18 protein-coding genes are annotated in these 16,539 nt (G+C 54.0%); 6 read left to right on the top strand and 12 right to left on the bottom strand.

The genetic code is table 11. From position 1 onward, the window contains the following. Positions 1–9 precede the first annotated feature (9 nt). From A9165_RS00780 to A9165_RS00760, 5 genes are all read left to right on the top strand, one after another. A complete protein-coding gene (locus A9165_RS00780; protein WP_008951242.1) occupies positions 10–645 on the top strand; it encodes a flavin prenyltransferase UbiX in 636 nt (211 codons plus the stop codon). Continuing rightward, on the top strand, positions 614–1,573 hold the full coding sequence (locus tag A9165_RS00775; RefSeq protein WP_218060725.1) for an ABC transporter ATP-binding protein: 960 nt from the start codon (positions 614–616) through the stop codon (positions 1,571–1,573). The genes A9165_RS00780 and A9165_RS00775 overlap by 32 nt, the downstream gene beginning before the upstream one ends. Beyond that, positions 1,570–2,340, top strand: a complete 771-nt coding sequence (locus A9165_RS00770) for an ABC transporter permease (protein ID WP_065954579.1) — start codon at positions 1,570–1,572, stop codon at positions 2,338–2,340. The genes A9165_RS00775 and A9165_RS00770 overlap by 4 nt, the downstream gene beginning before the upstream one ends. Before the next feature lie 113 nt (positions 2,341–2,453). After that, on the top strand, positions 2,454–4,103 hold the full coding sequence (gene panP, locus A9165_RS00765) for a pyridoxal-dependent aspartate 1-decarboxylase PanP (RefSeq protein WP_065954578.1): 1,650 nt from the start codon (positions 2,454–2,456) through the stop codon (positions 4,101–4,103). Between the two features lie 34 nt (positions 4,104–4,137). Beyond that, on the top strand, positions 4,138–4,770 hold the full coding sequence (locus A9165_RS00760) for a DUF2959 domain-containing protein (RefSeq protein WP_008951246.1): 633 nt from the start codon (positions 4,138–4,140) through the stop codon (positions 4,768–4,770). Here the strand turns inward: A9165_RS00760 and frdD are convergent. The 12 genes from frdD to dksA form a co-directional block, all read right to left on the bottom strand. Continuing rightward, positions 4,760–5,128: a fumarate reductase subunit FrdD gene (gene frdD / locus A9165_RS00755; RefSeq protein ID WP_008951247.1), complete on the bottom strand. Its 369-nt coding sequence runs from the start codon at positions 5,126–5,128 to the stop codon at positions 4,760–4,762. The genes A9165_RS00760 and frdD overlap by 11 nt on opposite strands. Next, positions 5,125–5,514 carry a fumarate reductase gene (locus A9165_RS00750; protein WP_057787370.1) on the bottom strand — a complete coding sequence of 130 codons (390 nt, stop codon included), beginning with the start codon at positions 5,512–5,514 and terminating at the stop codon, positions 5,125–5,127. Before A9165_RS00750 ends, frdD begins: the two co-directional genes overlap by 4 nt. A gap of 8 nt (positions 5,515–5,522) precedes the next feature. Then, positions 5,523–6,236 (bottom strand): succinate dehydrogenase/fumarate reductase iron-sulfur subunit, encoded by a 714-nt coding sequence (locus tag A9165_RS00745; RefSeq protein WP_008951249.1) that lies wholly within the window; start codon positions 6,234–6,236, stop codon positions 5,523–5,525. Between the two features lie 2 nt (positions 6,237–6,238). Continuing rightward, on the bottom strand, positions 6,239–8,008 hold the full coding sequence (gene frdA / locus A9165_RS00740; protein WP_008951250.1) for a fumarate reductase (quinol) flavoprotein subunit: 1,770 nt from the start codon (positions 8,006–8,008) through the stop codon (positions 6,239–6,241). Positions 8,009–8,021: 13 nt separating this feature from the next. Next, complete coding sequence (locus A9165_RS00735) at positions 8,022–8,936, bottom strand: prenyltransferase (protein ID WP_008951251.1); 915 nt, start codon at positions 8,934–8,936, stop codon at positions 8,022–8,024. Between the two features lie 66 nt (positions 8,937–9,002). Continuing rightward, positions 9,003–9,863 carry a DUF72 domain-containing protein gene (locus tag A9165_RS00730; protein ID WP_065954577.1) on the bottom strand — a complete coding sequence of 287 codons (861 nt, stop codon included), beginning with the start codon at positions 9,861–9,863 and terminating at the stop codon, positions 9,003–9,005. Beyond that, positions 9,864–10,706: a pantoate--beta-alanine ligase gene (panC, locus tag A9165_RS00725; protein WP_065954576.1), complete on the bottom strand. Its 843-nt coding sequence runs from the start codon at positions 10,704–10,706 to the stop codon at positions 9,864–9,866. Next, positions 10,706–11,500: a 3-methyl-2-oxobutanoate hydroxymethyltransferase gene (gene panB / locus A9165_RS00720; protein ID WP_008607155.1), complete on the bottom strand. Its 795-nt coding sequence runs from the start codon at positions 11,498–11,500 to the stop codon at positions 10,706–10,708. Before panB ends, panC begins: the two co-directional genes overlap by 1 nt. Positions 11,501–11,552: 52 nt before the next feature. Next, positions 11,553–12,056: a 2-amino-4-hydroxy-6-hydroxymethyldihydropteridine diphosphokinase gene (gene folK / locus A9165_RS00715; protein WP_065954575.1), complete on the bottom strand. Its 504-nt coding sequence runs from the start codon at positions 12,054–12,056 to the stop codon at positions 11,553–11,555. Beyond that, positions 12,043–13,506, bottom strand: coding sequence for a polynucleotide adenylyltransferase PcnB (pcnB, locus tag A9165_RS00710; RefSeq protein WP_065954624.1), 1,464 nt, complete (start codon positions 13,504–13,506; stop codon positions 12,043–12,045). Before pcnB ends, folK begins: the two co-directional genes overlap by 14 nt. Before the next feature lie 112 nt (positions 13,507–13,618). Then, complete coding sequence (gene gluQRS, locus A9165_RS00705) at positions 13,619–14,527, bottom strand: tRNA glutamyl-Q(34) synthetase GluQRS (RefSeq protein WP_065954574.1); 909 nt, start codon at positions 14,525–14,527, stop codon at positions 13,619–13,621. A gap of 11 nt (positions 14,528–14,538) precedes the next feature. Then, entirely contained in the window at positions 14,539–14,988 is a 450-nt protein-coding gene (dksA, locus tag A9165_RS00700) for an RNA polymerase-binding protein DksA (protein WP_008607161.1), read from the bottom strand. Positions 14,989–15,196: 208 nt separating this feature from the next. On the opposite strand from dksA, the gene pepB reads away from it, so the two are divergent. Further along, positions 15,197–16,501, top strand: coding sequence for an aminopeptidase PepB (pepB, locus tag A9165_RS00695; RefSeq protein WP_065954573.1), 1,305 nt, complete (start codon positions 15,197–15,199; stop codon positions 16,499–16,501). Positions 16,502–16,539 lie beyond the last annotated feature (38 nt).

Genomic DNA, 16,539 nt, shown 5'->3' with positions numbered 1-16,539 from the left:
GGAAAGCCAATGATTACCAGCAAAGAGATTACTCTGGCCTTTAGCGGTGCCTCGGGTGCGCCCTACGGTTTACGTCTATTACAGGTATTGTTAGCGCAGGGCATTAAAGTGCATCTGCTGATGTCCAGTGCGGCGCGGGTGGTGTTTGCCACTGAGCAGCAATTGCAGTTAAGTGCTGCGCCGGAGAAATGCGCGCAGCAGCTGGAGCAATACCTGCAAGCTGCGCCCGGCCTGTTAAAGGTTTATGGTAAGGACGATTGGTTTTCGCCGGTTGCTTCCGGCTCGGCGGCGCCGAAACAGATGGTGGTTTGCCCCTGTTCTACCGGCAGCCTGTCGGCTATCGCGCAGGGCGCCAGTGATAACCTGCTGGAGCGTGCCGCTGATGTGGTGATTAAGGAAGGTGGCAAGCTAATACTGGTGCTGCGGGAAAGCCCACTTAGTGCCATTCATCTGGAAAATATGCTGAAGCTGGCCCGCCTTGGCGTCTGTATTATGCCGGCCGCACCTGGTTTTTATCATCAGCCGCAGCAAATCAGTGATTTGGTCGACTTTATGGTGGCCCGGGTATTGGACCAGTTGGGCTTAGCGCAACAGTTAGTGGGGCGCTGGGGCTATGACTCGCGACAACAGCAAGCAGGAGAATAGCGTGACGCTGGCACTGGACATTAAAGACTTACATAAAATCTATCGTAGCGGCACAGTCGCACTCAGTGGTATCGATTTACAGGTACAGCAGGGCGATTTTTTTGCTTTGCTGGGGCCAAATGGTGCCGGTAAAAGTACCACCATCGGTATTATCAGTGCGCTGGTCAATAAAAGCCGCGGGCAAGTTAAGGTATTTGGCTTTGACCTGGATACCGAGCTGGAAGCGGCAAAAAGTCAGCTCGGCCTGGTGCCGCAGGAGTTTAACTTTAATCAGTTTGAAACCCTGCTGCAAATCGTGGTCAATCAGGCCGGTTATTATGGCGTACCGCGTGCGGTGGCCTTACAGCGAGCGGAGAAATATTTAGGTCAGCTGGGGTTATGGGAAAAACGTCATGCCAGGGCCCGTGAGTTGTCGGGTGGCATGAAGCGGCGGCTAATGATTGCCCGGGCGCTGATGCATGAGCCAAGGTTGTTGATCCTCGATGAGCCGACGGCCGGCGTCGATATTGAGCTACGGCGCTCAATGTGGGAGTTTTTACGCACGATAAATCAGCAGGGCGTGACGATTATCCTGACCACCCATTATCTGGAAGAAGCCGAGATGCTGTGTCGCAATATCGCCATTATTGATAAAGGGCAGATCATTGAGAACACCAGTATGAAAGCCTTGTTATCCAAGCTGGGTAAAGAAACCTTTATTCTGGATCTGGATCAACTGCCGGACAGCTTGCAGCTGGCTGGTTTTGTCTGGCGTAAGTTAGATCAACACAGTCTGGAAGTGGATGTGGAGAAGAGTGCCGGCTTAAACCCGATCTTCGAACAACTTAGTGCGCAGCAGGTAAAGGTGTTATCAATGCGGAATAAAGCCAACCGGCTGGAAGAGCTGTTTGTCACCCTGGTAGAACATGGCAGAGGGCAAGCAAAATGACGGCTCGTTATCTGATAGCGTTACAAAGTATTCTGACCAAAGAAATTACCCGCTTTATGCGCATTTGGGTGCAAACCCTGGTGCCGCCGGCCATTACCATGAGCCTGTATTTTGTCATTTTCGGTAGCCTGATTGGCTCACGGATCGGCGAGATGAACGGCTTTAGTTATATGGAATTTATTGTTCCCGGCCTGATTATGATGTCGGTTATTACCAACTCCTACGCCAATGTGGCCTCGTCGTTTTTTAGCGCCAAGTTCCAGCGTAATGTCGAAGAGCTGCTGGTAGCGCCGGTACCCAACTATATTATAGTGCTCGGTTATGTCGGTGGTGGCATGGCGCGCGGTATTCTGGTGGGGCTGATCGTGACGCTGCTGTCGCTGTTTTTTGTTACCATCAGTATTTATAATCTGGCGATTATTATCTTAACCGTGGTCTTGACCTCGATGTTGTTCGCATTGGGAGGCCTGATCAATGCCGTTTATGCCAAAACCTTTGACGATATCAGCATTATTCCAACCTTTGTGTTAACGCCCTTAACCTACCTGGGCGGTGTCTTCTATTCACTGACACTGTTGCCCGGATTCTGGCAGCAACTGGCGCAACTCAACCCGATTGTTTATATGGTGAATGCGTTCCGTTTCGGCTTTCTGGGCTATACCGATGTCAACTTATGGCTGGCGCTGGTGGTAGTGCTGAGCTTTATTCTGGTGTTATTCAGTTATGCGATGTATCTGATCAACAAAGGCATTGGTTTACGCAGTTAGCGGCGCAATAAAACAGACGCCAGAAATTAGCAGACATTTTTCGGTGGTTGCAGTACAGTTGAACGCTTTGCTGCGTATAAACGCTGATAAGGTTACAGCAGGTAACGACAGGCATGAACGACATCATTAAACGCCAGGCCACGGCTTCCGAAGAAGCGCTGTGGCGTATTTTTACGATCCCGGAAGCGCCGGATTCGACCCTTAGTATTATCGAACAAAACCTGTCGCAGAATCTGGCCGGCTTTTTAAATGAAAGTATCGTAGCGGTGGAAAAACCGTTATGGCAGATTGAGCGGGATTTTCAGGCATTCCAGATCCCGGAGCAGCCGTCTTTTGTTTCTGATTATACCGACACCATTATGCAAAAACTGGTGGCGCACTCAGTGCATACTGCAGCGCCCAGTTTTATTGGTCATATGACGTCGGCCTTACCCTATTTTGTGCTGCCGCTGTCGAAAATGATGGTGGGTTTAAATCAGAACCTGGTAAAAATCGAGACCTCAAAAGCCTTTACCCCGCTGGAGCGGCAGGTATTGGGCATGATGCATCATCTGGTGTACGGCGAAAAAGACGGTTTCTATAAAAAGTGGATGCACAGCGCTAATCATTCGCTGGGTGCCTTTTGCTCCGGTGGTACCATTGCCAATATCACTGCGCTGTGGATTGCCCGCAACCGCTTATTAAAACCGGACGGTGACTTTAAAGGTATCGCCAAAGAAGGTCTGTTCCGCGCGATGCAGCATTATGGTTATCAGGGGCTGGCGATAGTGGTGTCAGAACGTGGTCACTATTCGCTGGGTAAGGCCGCAGATGTGTTGGGTATTGGCCGCGATATGGTGGTGTCGGTTAAAACCGACGCCAATAACAAGGTGGACACCGCCGAAATGCGCCGGGTACTGGCCGACCTTGCGGAGCGTAATATTAAAGTGCTGGCCATTGTTGGCGTGGCTGGCGCCACGGAAACCGGCAATATCGACCCATTACATGAGCTCGCCGATCTGGCCGAGCAACAGCAATGCCATTTCCATGTCGACGCTGCCTGGGGTGGCGCGACCTTATTATCAGCTAAGTATCGGCATTTGCTGGCTGGTATTGAGCGTGCCGACTCTGTGACCATCGATGCGCATAAACAGATGTACGTGCCGATGGGCGCCGGTATGGTGGTGTTTAAACACCCGTCGACGGCGAATGTGATTGAGCATCATGCCGAATATATTCTGCGTAAAGGTTCGAAAGATTTAGGCAGCCAGACGCTGGAAGGCTCAAGACCCGGTATGGCGATGCTGGTGCATGCCTGCTTACAGGTGATTGGTCGCCAGGGTTATCAGATCCTGATCGACCGCAGTCTGGAAAAGGCCCGCTACTTTGCCACCCTGATTAGCCATAATATCGACTTTGAACTGATCACTGAGCCGGAGCTCTGTATCCTGACCTACCGCTATGTGCCGGCGCAGGTGCAAAAGGCGATGGCCAGTGCCAGCCCGGAGCAGCAGCTGCGCTTTAATGAACTGCTTAACGGCCTAACCAAGTTTATTCAGAAGCGGCAACGCGAAGAAGGTAAATCTTTCGTCTCCCGCACCCGGCTAACCCCCGCCCGCTACCAGCGGCAGGAAACCATAGTGTTTCGGGTGGTATTGGCTAATCCGCTGACCACAGAGCAGATTTTGCGTGATGTGTTAGTGGAGCAGGATCAGCTGGCACAGCAGGATAAGGAGTTTTATCCTAAGCTATTACAATTGGCGGCGCAGCAATTGTACGCTTAGTCGGGCGTTGGTTTATTGTCGTAAGGAGCTTGGGATGGCAAAAATTTGGTTAGTGCTATTGCTGCTATTGACGGGCTGTCAGCAGGCGTATTACGCGACGATGGAAAAAGTCGGTGTCCATAAAAGGGATATTTTGGTCGATCGGGTCGAGGGCGCGCAGCAGTCGCAGCGTCAGGCGCAGGAGCAGTTCAGTTCGGCGCTGGAGCAGTTTTCGGCTCTGGTCAAATATGATGGTGGTGATTTACAGCGGCAGTACAAGCTCACTCAGGCTGAATACGATGCCTGTGAAAAGTCAGCACTGGATGTGAAAAATCGTATCGATGCCATTGAGCAGGTCGCTGAAGCACTCTTTAAAGAGTGGCAGCAGGAGCTGAACGAATACAGCAATCAGAGCCTGAAGCGTGATAGCGAACGCAAACTTAGCCAAACCCGCCGCCAGTACACTAGCTTGTTAGTGACCATGCGTCAGGCCGAAGCGACGATGCAACCGGTGTTATCGTCATTAAAAGATAATGCGCTGTATTTAAAGCATAATCTGAATGCCCAGGCGATTGGTGCGCTAAAAGGCGAATTTGGCAGTATTGAGCGCGATATCAGCCGGTTACTGACCGAGATGAATAAAGCCATTGCCGAGTCAGAGCGTTTTTTAACCACCCTTAAGCAATAATCCCGCTATAAACGATAGCAACAGCACTAAGCAGGCTGGCCAGGCCATAACAGAGGACCTTGGCCAGCGGCCCTTTAGCCAGCTTTAAATCATGCAAACCATGATGCACGCGGTGCATAGCATGAAATAGCGGCAAACAAATGGCTGCGCCAGCGAAAGCCAGACCCGCTAAGCCCCAGAAACTCTGTAACAGTTGCTGAACTCGGCTATAACTGAAAGCCGCTTCTGGCAATAATCCGAGTGGGTAGAGCAGGCCCAGGGTTAATACCAGACCCGGAATCACCATTGCAAAGCAGACGCCACCGGCACTAAATAAGGCCCACCAGATCGGTTCATCTGAGCGTTTTGGCTGATTCATCCGATAGCTCCAAATAACCAGAGTAACAATAGTGCGACCGCGATGGTGCCGAGCCACTGGCCGGCAATCATCAGTGGTGCCGGCAGTAGCGGCATCACCCGTGGGAACAGTTCAAAAAAGGTTTTAGCATGATATAAGCTGGCCAGCAGCACCAGTGCATTCAGCGCTATCACCCAGGGCTGCGCCATAAACGCCAGCCAGCTTTGATACTGACTTTCTCCCTGACTCAGGCTGTAAAGCCCCGCCAGCAGGCAGCCACAGAAAAACAGCAGTGGCAGCACAGTGGCTTCGCGCAGCATATAGCGCAGAAAAAAGCTATGTTTTAGCCACCAGCTGCGAGAGAGCGGTTGCAGATAGGGGCGGCGGGCGCCGGCAGAGTCTGGCATAGGGCCTCCTAAGGTTTAAAGATGCTGATCAGCATATCGGTAGCCGAGGCAACTTTGCCCTGATTGACGGCCGCTGCCGGATCCAGCTGCTTCGGACAGACATCGGCACAAAAGCCGACAAAGGTGCAGGCCCAGACGCCGTTTTTGCCATTTAGCTGCGGCATGCGCTGTGCTTTGCCTTGATCGCGGCTGTCGAGGTTATAGCGCTGCGCGGTGACAATAGCCGCTGGCCCCAGAAATTCCGGATTAAGGCCAAATTGCGGACAGGCGGCATAGCACAGGCCACAGTTAATACAGCTGGAGAATTTCTGGTACTTTTTCAGCTGCGCCGGCGTTTGCCGGTGCGGTTCAGTGTTTTGACTATCATTAATCAGATAAGGTTTTACCGCTTGCAGATGGTCTAAAAACACCGCCATATCGCTGATCAGATCTTTCTCAATCGGGAAATGGTCCAGTGCGCTAATCGTCAGTTCAGCCGGATAATCGCGTAAAAAGGTTTTACAGCCTAGTTTCGGGATCTTATTCACCATCACGCCGCAAGAACCGCAAATCGCCATCCGGCAGGACCAGCGAAAGGCCAGCGTCGGATCCAATTGCTGCTGAATATACAGCAGTGCATCCAGCACCGAGGTGCTGTGATCAAAGGGCACCTGATAGCGCTTTGCGCTGGGTGCCTGATCTTGCTCGGGATTATAGCGCTGAATAATTATGGTTTTTTCCATGCTCAGGCTCCTTGCTTAGCGGCAGCACCGTAGACGCGGGCCGCCGGTGGCAGGCAGGTGATCCTAACCGGTTGGTAACGCAGCGCAACACGGCCATCCGCTGCCCGGTAAGCCAGGGTATGCTGTAAAAAATCCTGATCATTACGCTGGGTCAGGCCCGGATCCAGCCGTTGATGCGCGCCGCGCGATTCTTTACGCGCCAGCGCGCTTTCACAGAGTGTCAGTGCCACCTCCAGGCCGAAACTCAGCTCCAGATACTGGATCAGCTCAGCGTTAAACACCTTACTGTGGTCGCTTACCTTCAGCCCGGCCAGCTGTTGCTGTAACGATACCAGGGTGGTGCGGCATTGCTGCATACCTTGTTCATCGCGATAGATACCACAACCTTGCTCCATCGCCAGTGTCATGGCTTTACGCAGGCTGGCGATGCTCTGTTGCTGTTTGCCACCGAACAGACTGGCCAGTCGCCGTTGTTGCGTTTGCGCCTGCTCTGTCGCTGCTGTTGATTGGCTACGCGGCATCGGCGGTAGGCTTTGCGCGGCATGTTCGCCGGCGGCTTTACCAAATACCAGTAATTCGGTCAGTGAGTTCGACCCCAGCCGGTTGGCGCCATGCAGGCCGACCGAAGCGCACTCACCGACTGCATATAAGCCGCTAATGCTGGTTTCACCTTGCAACTCAGTCAGAATGCCGCCCATGGTATAGTGCACTGCCGGGCGAATGGGGATCGGTTGTTGTACCGGATCGATATTGACGTAAGAACGCGACAGTTCACAGATAAAGGGCAGCCGCTCGGCCAGTTTCTGTACCCCGAGATGACGTAAATCCAGATAGACGACAGCATGCCCCTGATAGTCAGCGGTAAGTCCGGCTTGTTGCTGCTGCCAGAACGCCTGCGACAGTTTATCGCGTGGCCCCAGCTCCATATATTTGTTTTGCGGTTGGCCCAAGGGCGTCTCCGGGCCCAGACCATAATCCTGCAGGTAACGATAGCCGTCTTTATTCAGCAGAATCCCGCCTTCACCGCGGGCAGCTTCGGTGATCAGGATGCCGGAGCCGGGTAAGCCGGTGGGGTGGTATTGCACAAACTCCATATCCCGTAGCGCTACACCATGCCGGTACGCCAGCGCCATACCATCACCGGTGACGATGCCGCCGTTGGTATTGTAGTGAAACAGTCGGCCAGCGCCGCCGGTAGCCAGTATCACTTTCGGCGCCAGGATCTGGAATAGTTCGCCGCTATTCAGTTGCAGCGCCAGCACCCCCAGCACCTGCTGTTCACTGACTAGTAAATCCAGCACGAAGAACTCATCCAGCCGGCGGATGGCCGGATATTTCATTGAGGTTTGAAACAACGTATGCAAAATATGAAAGCCGGTTTTATCGGCCGCAAACCAGGTGCGTTCGGTTTTCATGCCGCCAAAGCGCCGCACCTGAATACTGCCATCGGCTTTACGGCTCCACGGACAGCCCCAGTGTTCCAGTTGCACCAGCTCCTGATAAGCGGCTTTAACAAAATGTTCCACCACCAGCTGGTCAGCCAGCCAGTCGCTGCCGGCAACGGTATCCTGAAAATGTGCGTCCAGACTATCTTCGGCCAGCGTGACGGCCGCCGCGCCACCTTCGGCTGCAACCGTATGCGAGCGCATCGGATAGACTTTGGATAGCAGACTAATGCGGGCATCCGGCCTGGTTTCAGCAGCAGCAATAGCGGCGCGTAAGCCAGCACCACCGCCGCCGACCACAATAATATCCGTTGTTATAATCTGCATCCTGCCTCCGTGATTAATTGCCGCTGGCGGCCCAGTACAAACCGGCACTGAGTAGTAAGGGATAAAGATGGCACAGCAGCACATTCAGGCCAAGGTAAGGTGCCAGCTCGCGTGGTTTATCTGCCAGCCGGAAAATGCCAGGCAGAATTTTCAGCAACAGCGGCAAACTGAGTAAGCCAAGTAAGCTCTGCCAGGGCAGCGCACCCAGGGCAACACCAAGCAGCAGTAACAGATAGCTGGCAGCAGCCAGCAGACTATAAACACTGGCACTGTGGCTGCGGCCAATGACAATCGGCAAATGCCGGCGTCCGACCTGCCTGTCGGCTTCGACATCCGGAAACTGATTTAACAGCAACAGGTTGGAGACCAGCAAACTGATAATGGCGGCCAACAGCCAGGCTGCCATGCTGACTTGCTGTGCAAATACCCAAAACGCGCCCAGCGTCATCAACAAACCAAAGCCAATGCCTGGCGCCAGCAGGCAGGCCAGTGGTGAGCGGTTCAGATATTGGGTATAGGCGTAAATAATCAGCACACCCGGAATACCAATCAGCAGCAGTTGCCAGCCATGCAATAAGGTCAGGTAAAGTCCGCCGGCGATCAGTAATGCTAAGCTGATCACGGCAATCGCCAATGCGGCGTAACTGGCAGCCGGATTAGCCACCAGAGTACCGCTACCACCGCTAAAGGGCGTGCGTTCGGTCAGAAAATCCAGACCGGACTTAAAATCAAAATATTCATTAAAGGCATTAACGCTGATATGGGCACAGAGCGCCAGTAAGGTCACCAATAACAGGGTTGGCCAGCCAGGTGAGGCGCCGGCTTGCCAACTGGCGGTGGCGGACAGCAGGATGCAAACTAAGGTCAGGGTTAGAAAATTTGCCCGGCTGACGCCTAGCAGGGTGTTAAGCACTGATCCGCTCTCCATTCACGCCATTCTTAGAAGCAGCATAGCGGGTTTTGGGCGGAAAAACTTTGATCTCAGCGGTCTTTTCTACCAAAGACCGAGTTGTTGGCGCGCTTCTCCTGGCCAAAGAGCCAGTACCGGGTGCTGCAAGCCGGGCACCATTGGCTGTAAATCAGCGACAAACTGGCGGCATAAGGCCGGTGCGCCATGATTATCCGGAGTATGAAAGTAGCAGTAGGGAGTTTTACCGGCCTGCAGCCAGTCGGCGACTTTGCGTAACCAGGGTTGATAATAATGCTGGTTGATGCTGGCATCATCACAGCCGATAAAGCGGATCACCGGTTGGGCGCTCAGACAGATCGCATGTACCGGTAGCCGGGGCTTTTTTTGCTGCGCATCCAATAGCGCCGGACTGCGGGCCGGCACACTAAACAGAGCCCGGCTATCGAGCACCACCCGTTCGCATTGATACTGCTGTAGTAAGCGGTTTAAGCGGATTTCGTGTACGGCTTTATCGAAGAAGGCCGGATGCCGCACTTCAACGCACAACTGGTAATGCGGGCGAAGCGTGGCAAGCTGCTGTTCCAGCCATGGCAAGGCGTGCGGGCCGGTACTGGCCGGCAGTTGTAAATGCAGCATGCCAAGCTTATCGCCTAACACCCTGAGCGTCTTTAACCAGGCCAGGATATCATCTGCTTGCGTCGTTGCACTGTTATGCGAAAAACGTGACGGCAGCTTTAACTGCAGCCGGAAATCAGCAGGCAAGGTCGCCGCCCAGCGCTCGAGGGTGGCGCTGTCCGGATCGGCGTAAAAGCTGGTATTGCCCTCGACGCTGTTAAACACGGCGGCGTAATGGGCGAGAAAGTCGCTGCTGCTGCTGGTGCCTTGCGGATACAGGCTGCCACGCCATTGTGGATTAGCCCACAGCGGGCAGCCCAGATAGAGCATTTACACTTCCAGATTATCGATCAGCCGGGTGCTACCCAGTTTGGCTGCCGCCAGGATCACTTTTGGCTCATTGGCGTCATTGGCCAGGGCTAAGGTCTGACGATGGCTGATATTCAGATAATCCGGGATAAAACCGGCCGCCTGTAACGCTGCTTTGGCGTTTTGCTCCAGCTCGCGGTAGGGGGCGGCTGCAGCCAGGATCTGTTGTTTTAGTTGCTGCAGGATCTGATACAGCGCCGGTGCCTTGGCACGTTCCTCCGCCGTCAGATAACCGTTACGTGAGCTGAGTGCCAGACCATCCGCCGCGCGCTCAGTCGGTACCCCGATAATCTCAATCGGAAACGACAGGTCTGCCACCATCTGGCGGATAATCGCCAGTTGCTGATAGTCTTTCTGACCAAAACAGGCGACATCTGGTTGTACCAGATTAAACAGTTTCGCCACCACGGTGCTAACGCCGCGGAAATGACCGGCCCGGCTGGCGCCACAGTGTAAATCGCCCAGTTTCGGTACTTCGACAAAGCTTTGTACGTCCAGCCCGTGCGGATACATGATGGCCGGCGTGGGCGTGAACAAGGCGGCACAGCCATGTGCAGTCAGGCCTTGCATATCAGCCGCCAGCGTACGCGGATACTTGTCCAGATCTTCGTTCTGACCAAATTGCATCGGATTAACAAAGATGCTGGCAATCACCACATCGGCATGTTGGCGGGCGATATCAACCAGCCGGAAATGGCCGGCGTGCAGATTACCCATCGTTGGCACAAAGCCAATGCGTTTACCGGCTAAGCGCCAGTCGCGGATTTGCGCCCGTAGCGCTGTGATCGATTCCAGGTGCTGCATTATTGAAAACTGTGCTCTTTTGCCGGGAAAATGCCGGCTTTCACTTCACTGACATAGGTGGCAATGGCACTACGGATGTCACCGGTTTGCGCCAGATAATTTTTGGAAAACTTCGGGATATAGCCACTGCTGATGCCAAGTAAATCATGCATCACCAGTACCTGGCCATCGGTGACGTTGCCGGCACCAATACCGATCACCGGAATAGTCAGCGCCTGAGTAATGCGCTCGGCCAGCGGCTGTGGAATACATTCCATCACCAGCAGTTGCGCACCGGCTTCCTGCAGCGCCAGCGCTTGCCGCACCATGGCATCGGCTTTTTCCGCGGTTTTACCCTGCACTTTAAAGCCACCAAACAAGTGGACGGATTGTGGCGTTAAGCCTAAATGACCACACACCGGCACACCACGCTCAGTCAGTGCTTTGATGGTTGGCAGTAAAAAGTCACCGCCTTCTAATTTCACCATATTGGCACCGGCCTGCATCAGCGGCGTGGCGTTTTGCATCGCCTGCTCCGGCGTGGCATAGCTCATAAAGGGCATATCGGCAATCACAAAGGCATCGGGGGCACCGGCGCGCACCGCCCTGGTGTGATAAGCGATATCGGCGGTGGTTACCGGTAGCGTATCGCTATGGCCCTGCAGGACCATGCCCAGCGAGTCGCCGATCAGTAGCACGTCGACACCTTGCTCGGCAAAGAGTTTGGCGAAGCTGGCATCATAAGCCGTTAACATGGTGATTTTGTCGCCTTGCTGCTTCATTTTTTGCAGTACGGCAGTGGTAATTTTAGCCATCTTGATCAATTCCGACAGTGAGTCCGGATGCGCACCTTCGCACAAAGTAGCGTCAGTCGCAAGGAGGTTGCAGTGGCGCCAGGCCATTTAGTGGCACCTGTTGTAACAGGCTGTGTAACGCCACGCCATCAGGTAAGATTAAATCGGGTGCCAGCTCGGCCAGCGGATACAACACAAACTCCCGCAGCTGCATACCATAGTGTGGTACCGTCAGCTCGGGATGATCGATTTGTTGCATGCCGAATAACAGGATATCCAAATCCAGGGTGCGGGGGCCCCAACGCTCGGCTTTGCGTTGCCGGCCATGCGCAAGTTCGATCTGCTGTAAGGCGCGCAGTAACGCCAGCGGCGTTAAACGGGTATCCAGTGCTGCTACCGCATTAACATAATCCGGCTGATCCTGTGGCCCCATCGGTTTGGAGCTGTAAAAGCGCGATACCTGCACCAGCCAGGTTTCGGGCAGTTGTCCAAGGGCTGTCACCGCGGCCTGCAGCTGCGCCACCGGTTCCACCAGATTGGCGCCCAGGCCTATATAACACCGTTCAGCTGGCAGCATTATCAGTATTGCCAGTTGGCGCTTTACGTTTAGTACGCCGGCGTTTTGGCCGCTCGACACCGGCTTTGCCGAGTTGATTAATCAGCTGCAGCTTGCCGGCTTCATCGGTAAATTGAAAACTCTGCCACCAGTTTGCCAGTGCAGTCAGTTCACCGCCTTCGGCTGCAGCTCTTAGTTGCAAAAAGTCAAAAGCGCCGCGGAATTTATTTTGTTCCATCAGCTTAAAGGCACGACGACCAGCGCGTTTGGGCAGCCGGCTTTGTAAGATCCAGATATCGCGCATGGCCAGACTAAAGCGTTTCGGAATGGCAATACTACGCTGCACGTCGTCCAGCACTTCGGTCATCGCGATGCTGAGGGCGTCATTTTCATTCAGGCCGCTCTCAATCAGCAGCGTCTGGGCCCGCACTTCTACCGGGTACCACAGCATGGCGGCAAATACAAAGGCCGGCGTCACCGGTTTGTCCTGCGCGACCCGCTGATCGGTATCCTGCAAAGCACGGGTGACCAGCTGAAAGGCTTTACCTTCCGGTTCCTGCTTTAACAGTTTTTCCAGCTGCGGCAGTAACACCTTAAAGACTTTCAGCTCGCGCATCAGCATAAAGTTGTCGAAGCCTTTGCCTGCCAGCCACATCTTAACCAGTTCATCAAACAGCCGTGGCGCCGGGATATTCTTTAGCAATACCGCCAGCTCAGGGATATCGCGCGCCGTATCCGGTGCGATCTGCATATTTAGTTTAGTGGCAAAGCGGATGGCGCGCAGCATCCGCACCGGATCTTCGCGATAACGGGTTTCCGGATCGCCAATCAGTTCAATGCGCCGCTCGGCGATGCTTTGCATGCCATTGGCAAAATCATAGATAGCAAAGTCTTTAATCGAGTAGTACAGCGCATTGACGCTAAAGTCGCGGCGCTCGGCATCTTCCTCAATGGTACCGTACACATTATCGCGCAGGATCTGACCGTGATCGCTAAGGCTGGCGATCTTGCTGCTATCTTCCTCGTCGTCAACGCCACTGTGATGACCACGGAAGGTGGCAACTTCAATCACTTCGCGGCCAAATACCACGTGTGCTAAGCGAAAACGGCGGCCAATCAGCCGGCAGTTACGGAACACCTGCTTAATTTCTTCCGGCTTGGCATTGGTAACCACATCGAAATCTTTTGGCTGCAAGCCAAGCAATAAATCACGGATACAGCCACCGACCAGATAGGCGTCGTAGCCGGCATCTTTGAGCCGGTACAACACTTTCAACGCATTCGGGCTGATATCTTTGCGCGAAATGGCATGCCGATCACGACTAATCACCTGCAATGGCGGCAAAACTGAAGAGGGCACCGGGTTGGCGCTGATAGCTTTAGTCGCCGGGGTTTTGGCAGCTTTAGCCGGCTTGCCACTGCTCGGTTGGGCGGCAGTTTTGCTCAGCTTACGGCGGCAAAAATCAAGCACTCGCGAAATAATGATATGTCTCCTAAAAACCGATACGGCACTTTGGCCGAAAAACCGGCGTATCATACCCGAATTGCCGGAAAATGAGAATGTAAGGCCGGCGGCAAATTTATCAGGCAAAGTCAGGGCAGCGTACTTCCAACTGCTGCGGTACCTGACGTAATTGCCAGTTGCCAAGTGCCCAAGCTAATAGCTCGCTCACCGGGGCACCGGCAAGCTCTGCCGGCGGCGGATGACCAAGCACCGTTAAGGCCGCCGCCATACTTTGCGTCAGCGGCCAAGCTTGCAGCGGCCTGGCATGGTTTTGTTTACTCAGCTTCTGGCCAGGTGCCGTTACCGCCAGCGGTAAATGGCCATAGTCAGGCGCTGCTGCGCCCAATAACCAAAATAAGTGCTGTTGCCGGCTGGTCATCGTCAGCAAATCGGCGCCACGGATCACTTGCGTAATGCCCTGATCCCAATCATCCACTACCACCACCAACTGGTAGCTAAACAGGCCATCACGACGTTTTACCACATAGTGCTCGGCGGCCAGGGCAGTGTCGATCTGCTGCGGGCCGAAGACCAGATCGGTAAAGCCGGTTGCCGCCGGGCTGCAGAGTCGCCAGGCTAACGGCTCAGCAGACAGTCCGAGCTGCTGACAAGTACCGGGATAAATTCCACCGCCATCGTTAATTTGTTTACGGCTGCACTGACAACCATAGATCAGCCCTTGCTGGCGTAGCTGTTGAAAAATGTACTGGTAACGTTCCAGCCGCTGGCTTTGATACCAAATCTCGCCATCCCACTGCAGACCAAAGCTTTCCAGTGCAGTTAAAATGGCGCTGTCGGCACCTGGCTGGGTGCGCGGGGTATCGATATCTTCGATGCGCACCAGCCAGCGGCCAGCCTGACTTTTTGCCTGCAGATAACTACCCAGCGCAGCAATTAAGGAGCCAAAGTGCAGTGGACCAGAAGGGGAGGGAGCAAAACGGCCGGTATAGCCGGCCGTGTTTTGGGGGGAAGTGCTGGCGTTTGCCAAGGGATAAGACCTTAGCCGCCTAACTGCTTCTCTTTGATTTCGGCCAGGGTTTTACAGTCGATACACTGATCGGCAGTTGGCCGCGCCTCTAAGCGCTTGATACCGATTTCAATGCCGCAGGTATCACAGTAACCGAAATCGTCGTTCTCAATTTTTTGTAGCGTTTTTTCAATCTTTTTCAGCAGTTTACGTTCACGATCCCGTGCGCGCAGTTCTAAGCTGAATTCTTCTTCCTGGGCAGCACGGTCTACCGGATCCGGGAAGTTAGCGGCTTCGTCGGCCATATGGTTCTTGGTACGGTCAACTTCTTCCCGTAACTGTTGGCGCCAGGCATCGAGAATTTTGCGGAAATGCTCCAGCTGCTTCGGGTTCATGTACTCTTCCCCGACCGCCTCCTGATATGGCTCAACACCGGCCAGCGCCAGCAGCCCCAGGGTTTTGTTGTTATTGCCCTCTGGCATGATTCTCTCCTGTACAATACCGCCAAGCAAAAAAGATGGCGGCTATAGATAGCAGAATATTAATGCTATCGCAATCACTATTGAAAAACCGCGGAAGTATACAGACTGAGCAGCCGTTCGTCACTTTATTTTCAGCGGCCGCTCTGTGCTACAATGGCTCACACCCGCGAACGTCAAACGCCGAGCGCCCCTATAAACGGAGTAAAAGATGGAATCGACCACTAAGCTGTTACACATTTCACTGACTCAGCAGCCAGCCGCTGCTGCCTTTGGTAAAGCCAGCCTGACCCCAAACAGCCAGGGCTATCAAATTCATGTTAAAGCCGGTGATGAGCTGCGTAGTATTCAAAAAGCTGCCCGGCAGCTGGATAACCTTGGTCTGACCGAAGTGCAGTTAGCGGGTGATTGGTCGCTGGAAGCGCAGTGGGCCTTTTATCAGGGCTTTATTAATGCCAAACGCTTTAGCGGTGTCAATTTTACCGGCGATGCCGCAACAGTTACCCGTCTGCAGCAGCTGGTACGTTGTTACAGCTTTGCCCGTGGCCTGATTAACCAGACGCCGGAGCAATTATCTCCTGAGTTGCTGTGTCAGCAGGCGGCAGCCTTTATTCAAGAGGTGGCAGGTGACGGCAAGGTTTCGCAGCAGATCCTGCTGGGTGAACAACTGCAACAGGCTGGCTGGCATGGGATTTATCAGGTTGGTCGTGGCAGCGATCGCGCACCGGCACTGCTGGAGCTGGACTTTAACCCGACTGGTAATCCGGATGCGCCTGTTGCAGCGGCTTTGGTCGGTAAAGGCATTACCTTTGACAGTGGCGGTTATTCGATTAAAGCGACTGAAGGCATGCTGACGATGAAATGTGATATGGGTGGTGCCGCGACAGTCACGGCAGCGCTGGCGCTGGCGATCCTCGGTGGCCTGACGCAGCGGGTCAAACTGATCTTATGCTGCGCCGAAAACCTGATCAGCGGTCATGCTTATAAACTTGGCGATATTATTACCTATAAAAATGGTACCACAGTAGAAATCGTCAATACCGATGCCGAAGGCCGGCTGGTACTGGCGGATGGTCTGCAATTGGCGGGCGACAGTGGTGCCGGGCTGATTATTGATGCCGCAACCCTGACCGGCGCCGCGCAAACGGCGGTGGGCACCGAATATAATGCCTTGTTTGCCTTAGATCAGGTACTGGCACAGCGGGCACTGGCTTATGCGGCGGAACAACAGGAGCTGACCTGGCAGCTACCGCTGGCAAAATGGCATCAGCAGCAATGCCCATCGCCTTATGCCGATACGGCCAACAGCCGGCCGGTCAAAGGTGGCGGTGCCGGTGGCGCCAGCAATGCTGCCGGCTTTTTAAGTCGCTTTGTACCGAATGACGGTCAGGGCTGGTTGCACTTTGATTTAGCTGCCGCCTTTAATGGCAGCGCCAATGCCTATTGGGCGGCCGGTGCCACCGGTCAGGGCATTCGTACTATTGCCGCTACCCTGTTAGCGGAATTGTTAGCCTGAGTGGCGGCGGCAGTTAGCGCTTAGTGTGCTGCCGCTGT

The sequence above is a fragment of the Alishewanella sp. HH-ZS genome (assembly GCF_001704375.1).
GTDB lineage: Bacteria > Pseudomonadota > Gammaproteobacteria > Enterobacterales > Alteromonadaceae > Alishewanella > Alishewanella aestuarii.
This window is presented reverse-complemented; position numbering and strand designations above follow the sequence as displayed.

Excerpts from the sequence above, each read along its gene's own strand:
- frdD (WP_008951247.1), bottom strand. The coding sequence starts at position 5,128 with ATGAATCAGCCAAAACGCTCAGATGAACCGATCTGGTGGGCCTTATTT.
- A9165_RS00760 (WP_008951246.1), top strand. The coding sequence starts at position 4,138 with ATGGCAAAAATTTGGTTAGTGCTATTGCTGCTATTGACGGGCTGTCAG.
- A9165_RS00730 (WP_065954577.1), bottom strand. The coding sequence starts at position 9,863 with ATGCTCTATCTGGGCTGCCCGCTGTGGGCTAATCCACAATGGCGTGGC.
- panP (WP_065954578.1), top strand. The coding sequence starts at position 2,454 with ATGAACGACATCATTAAACGCCAGGCCACGGCTTCCGAAGAAGCGCTG.
- dksA (WP_008607161.1), bottom strand. The coding sequence starts at position 14,988 with ATGCCAGAGGGCAATAACAACAAAACCCTGGGGCTGCTGGCGCTGGCC.
- A9165_RS00750 (WP_057787370.1), bottom strand. The coding sequence starts at position 5,514 with ATGCCAGACTCTGCCGGCGCCCGCCGCCCCTATCTGCAACCGCTCTCT.
- pepB (WP_065954573.1), top strand. The coding sequence starts at position 15,197 with ATGGAATCGACCACTAAGCTGTTACACATTTCACTGACTCAGCAGCCA.
- A9165_RS00745 (WP_008951249.1), bottom strand. The coding sequence starts at position 6,236 with ATGGAAAAAACCATAATTATTCAGCGCTATAATCCCGAGCAAGATCAG.
- frdA (WP_008951250.1), bottom strand. The coding sequence starts at position 8,008 with ATGCAGATTATAACAACGGATATTATTGTGGTCGGCGGCGGTGGTGCT.
- A9165_RS00770 (WP_065954579.1), top strand. The coding sequence starts at position 1,570 with ATGACGGCTCGTTATCTGATAGCGTTACAAAGTATTCTGACCAAAGAA.
- panB (WP_008607155.1), bottom strand. The coding sequence starts at position 11,500 with ATGGCTAAAATTACCACTGCCGTACTGCAAAAAATGAAGCAGCAAGGC.
- A9165_RS00735 (WP_008951251.1), bottom strand. The coding sequence starts at position 8,936 with ATGGAGAGCGGATCAGTGCTTAACACCCTGCTAGGCGTCAGCCGGGCA.
- A9165_RS00780 (WP_008951242.1), top strand. The coding sequence starts at position 10 with ATGATTACCAGCAAAGAGATTACTCTGGCCTTTAGCGGTGCCTCGGGT.
- panC (WP_065954576.1), bottom strand. The coding sequence starts at position 10,706 with ATGCAGCACCTGGAATCGATCACAGCGCTACGGGCGCAAATCCGCGAC.
- folK (WP_065954575.1), bottom strand. The coding sequence starts at position 12,056 with ATGCTGCCAGCTGAACGGTGTTATATAGGCCTGGGCGCCAATCTGGTG.
- A9165_RS00775 (WP_218060725.1), top strand. The coding sequence starts at position 614 with ATGACTCGCGACAACAGCAAGCAGGAGAATAGCGTGACGCTGGCACTG.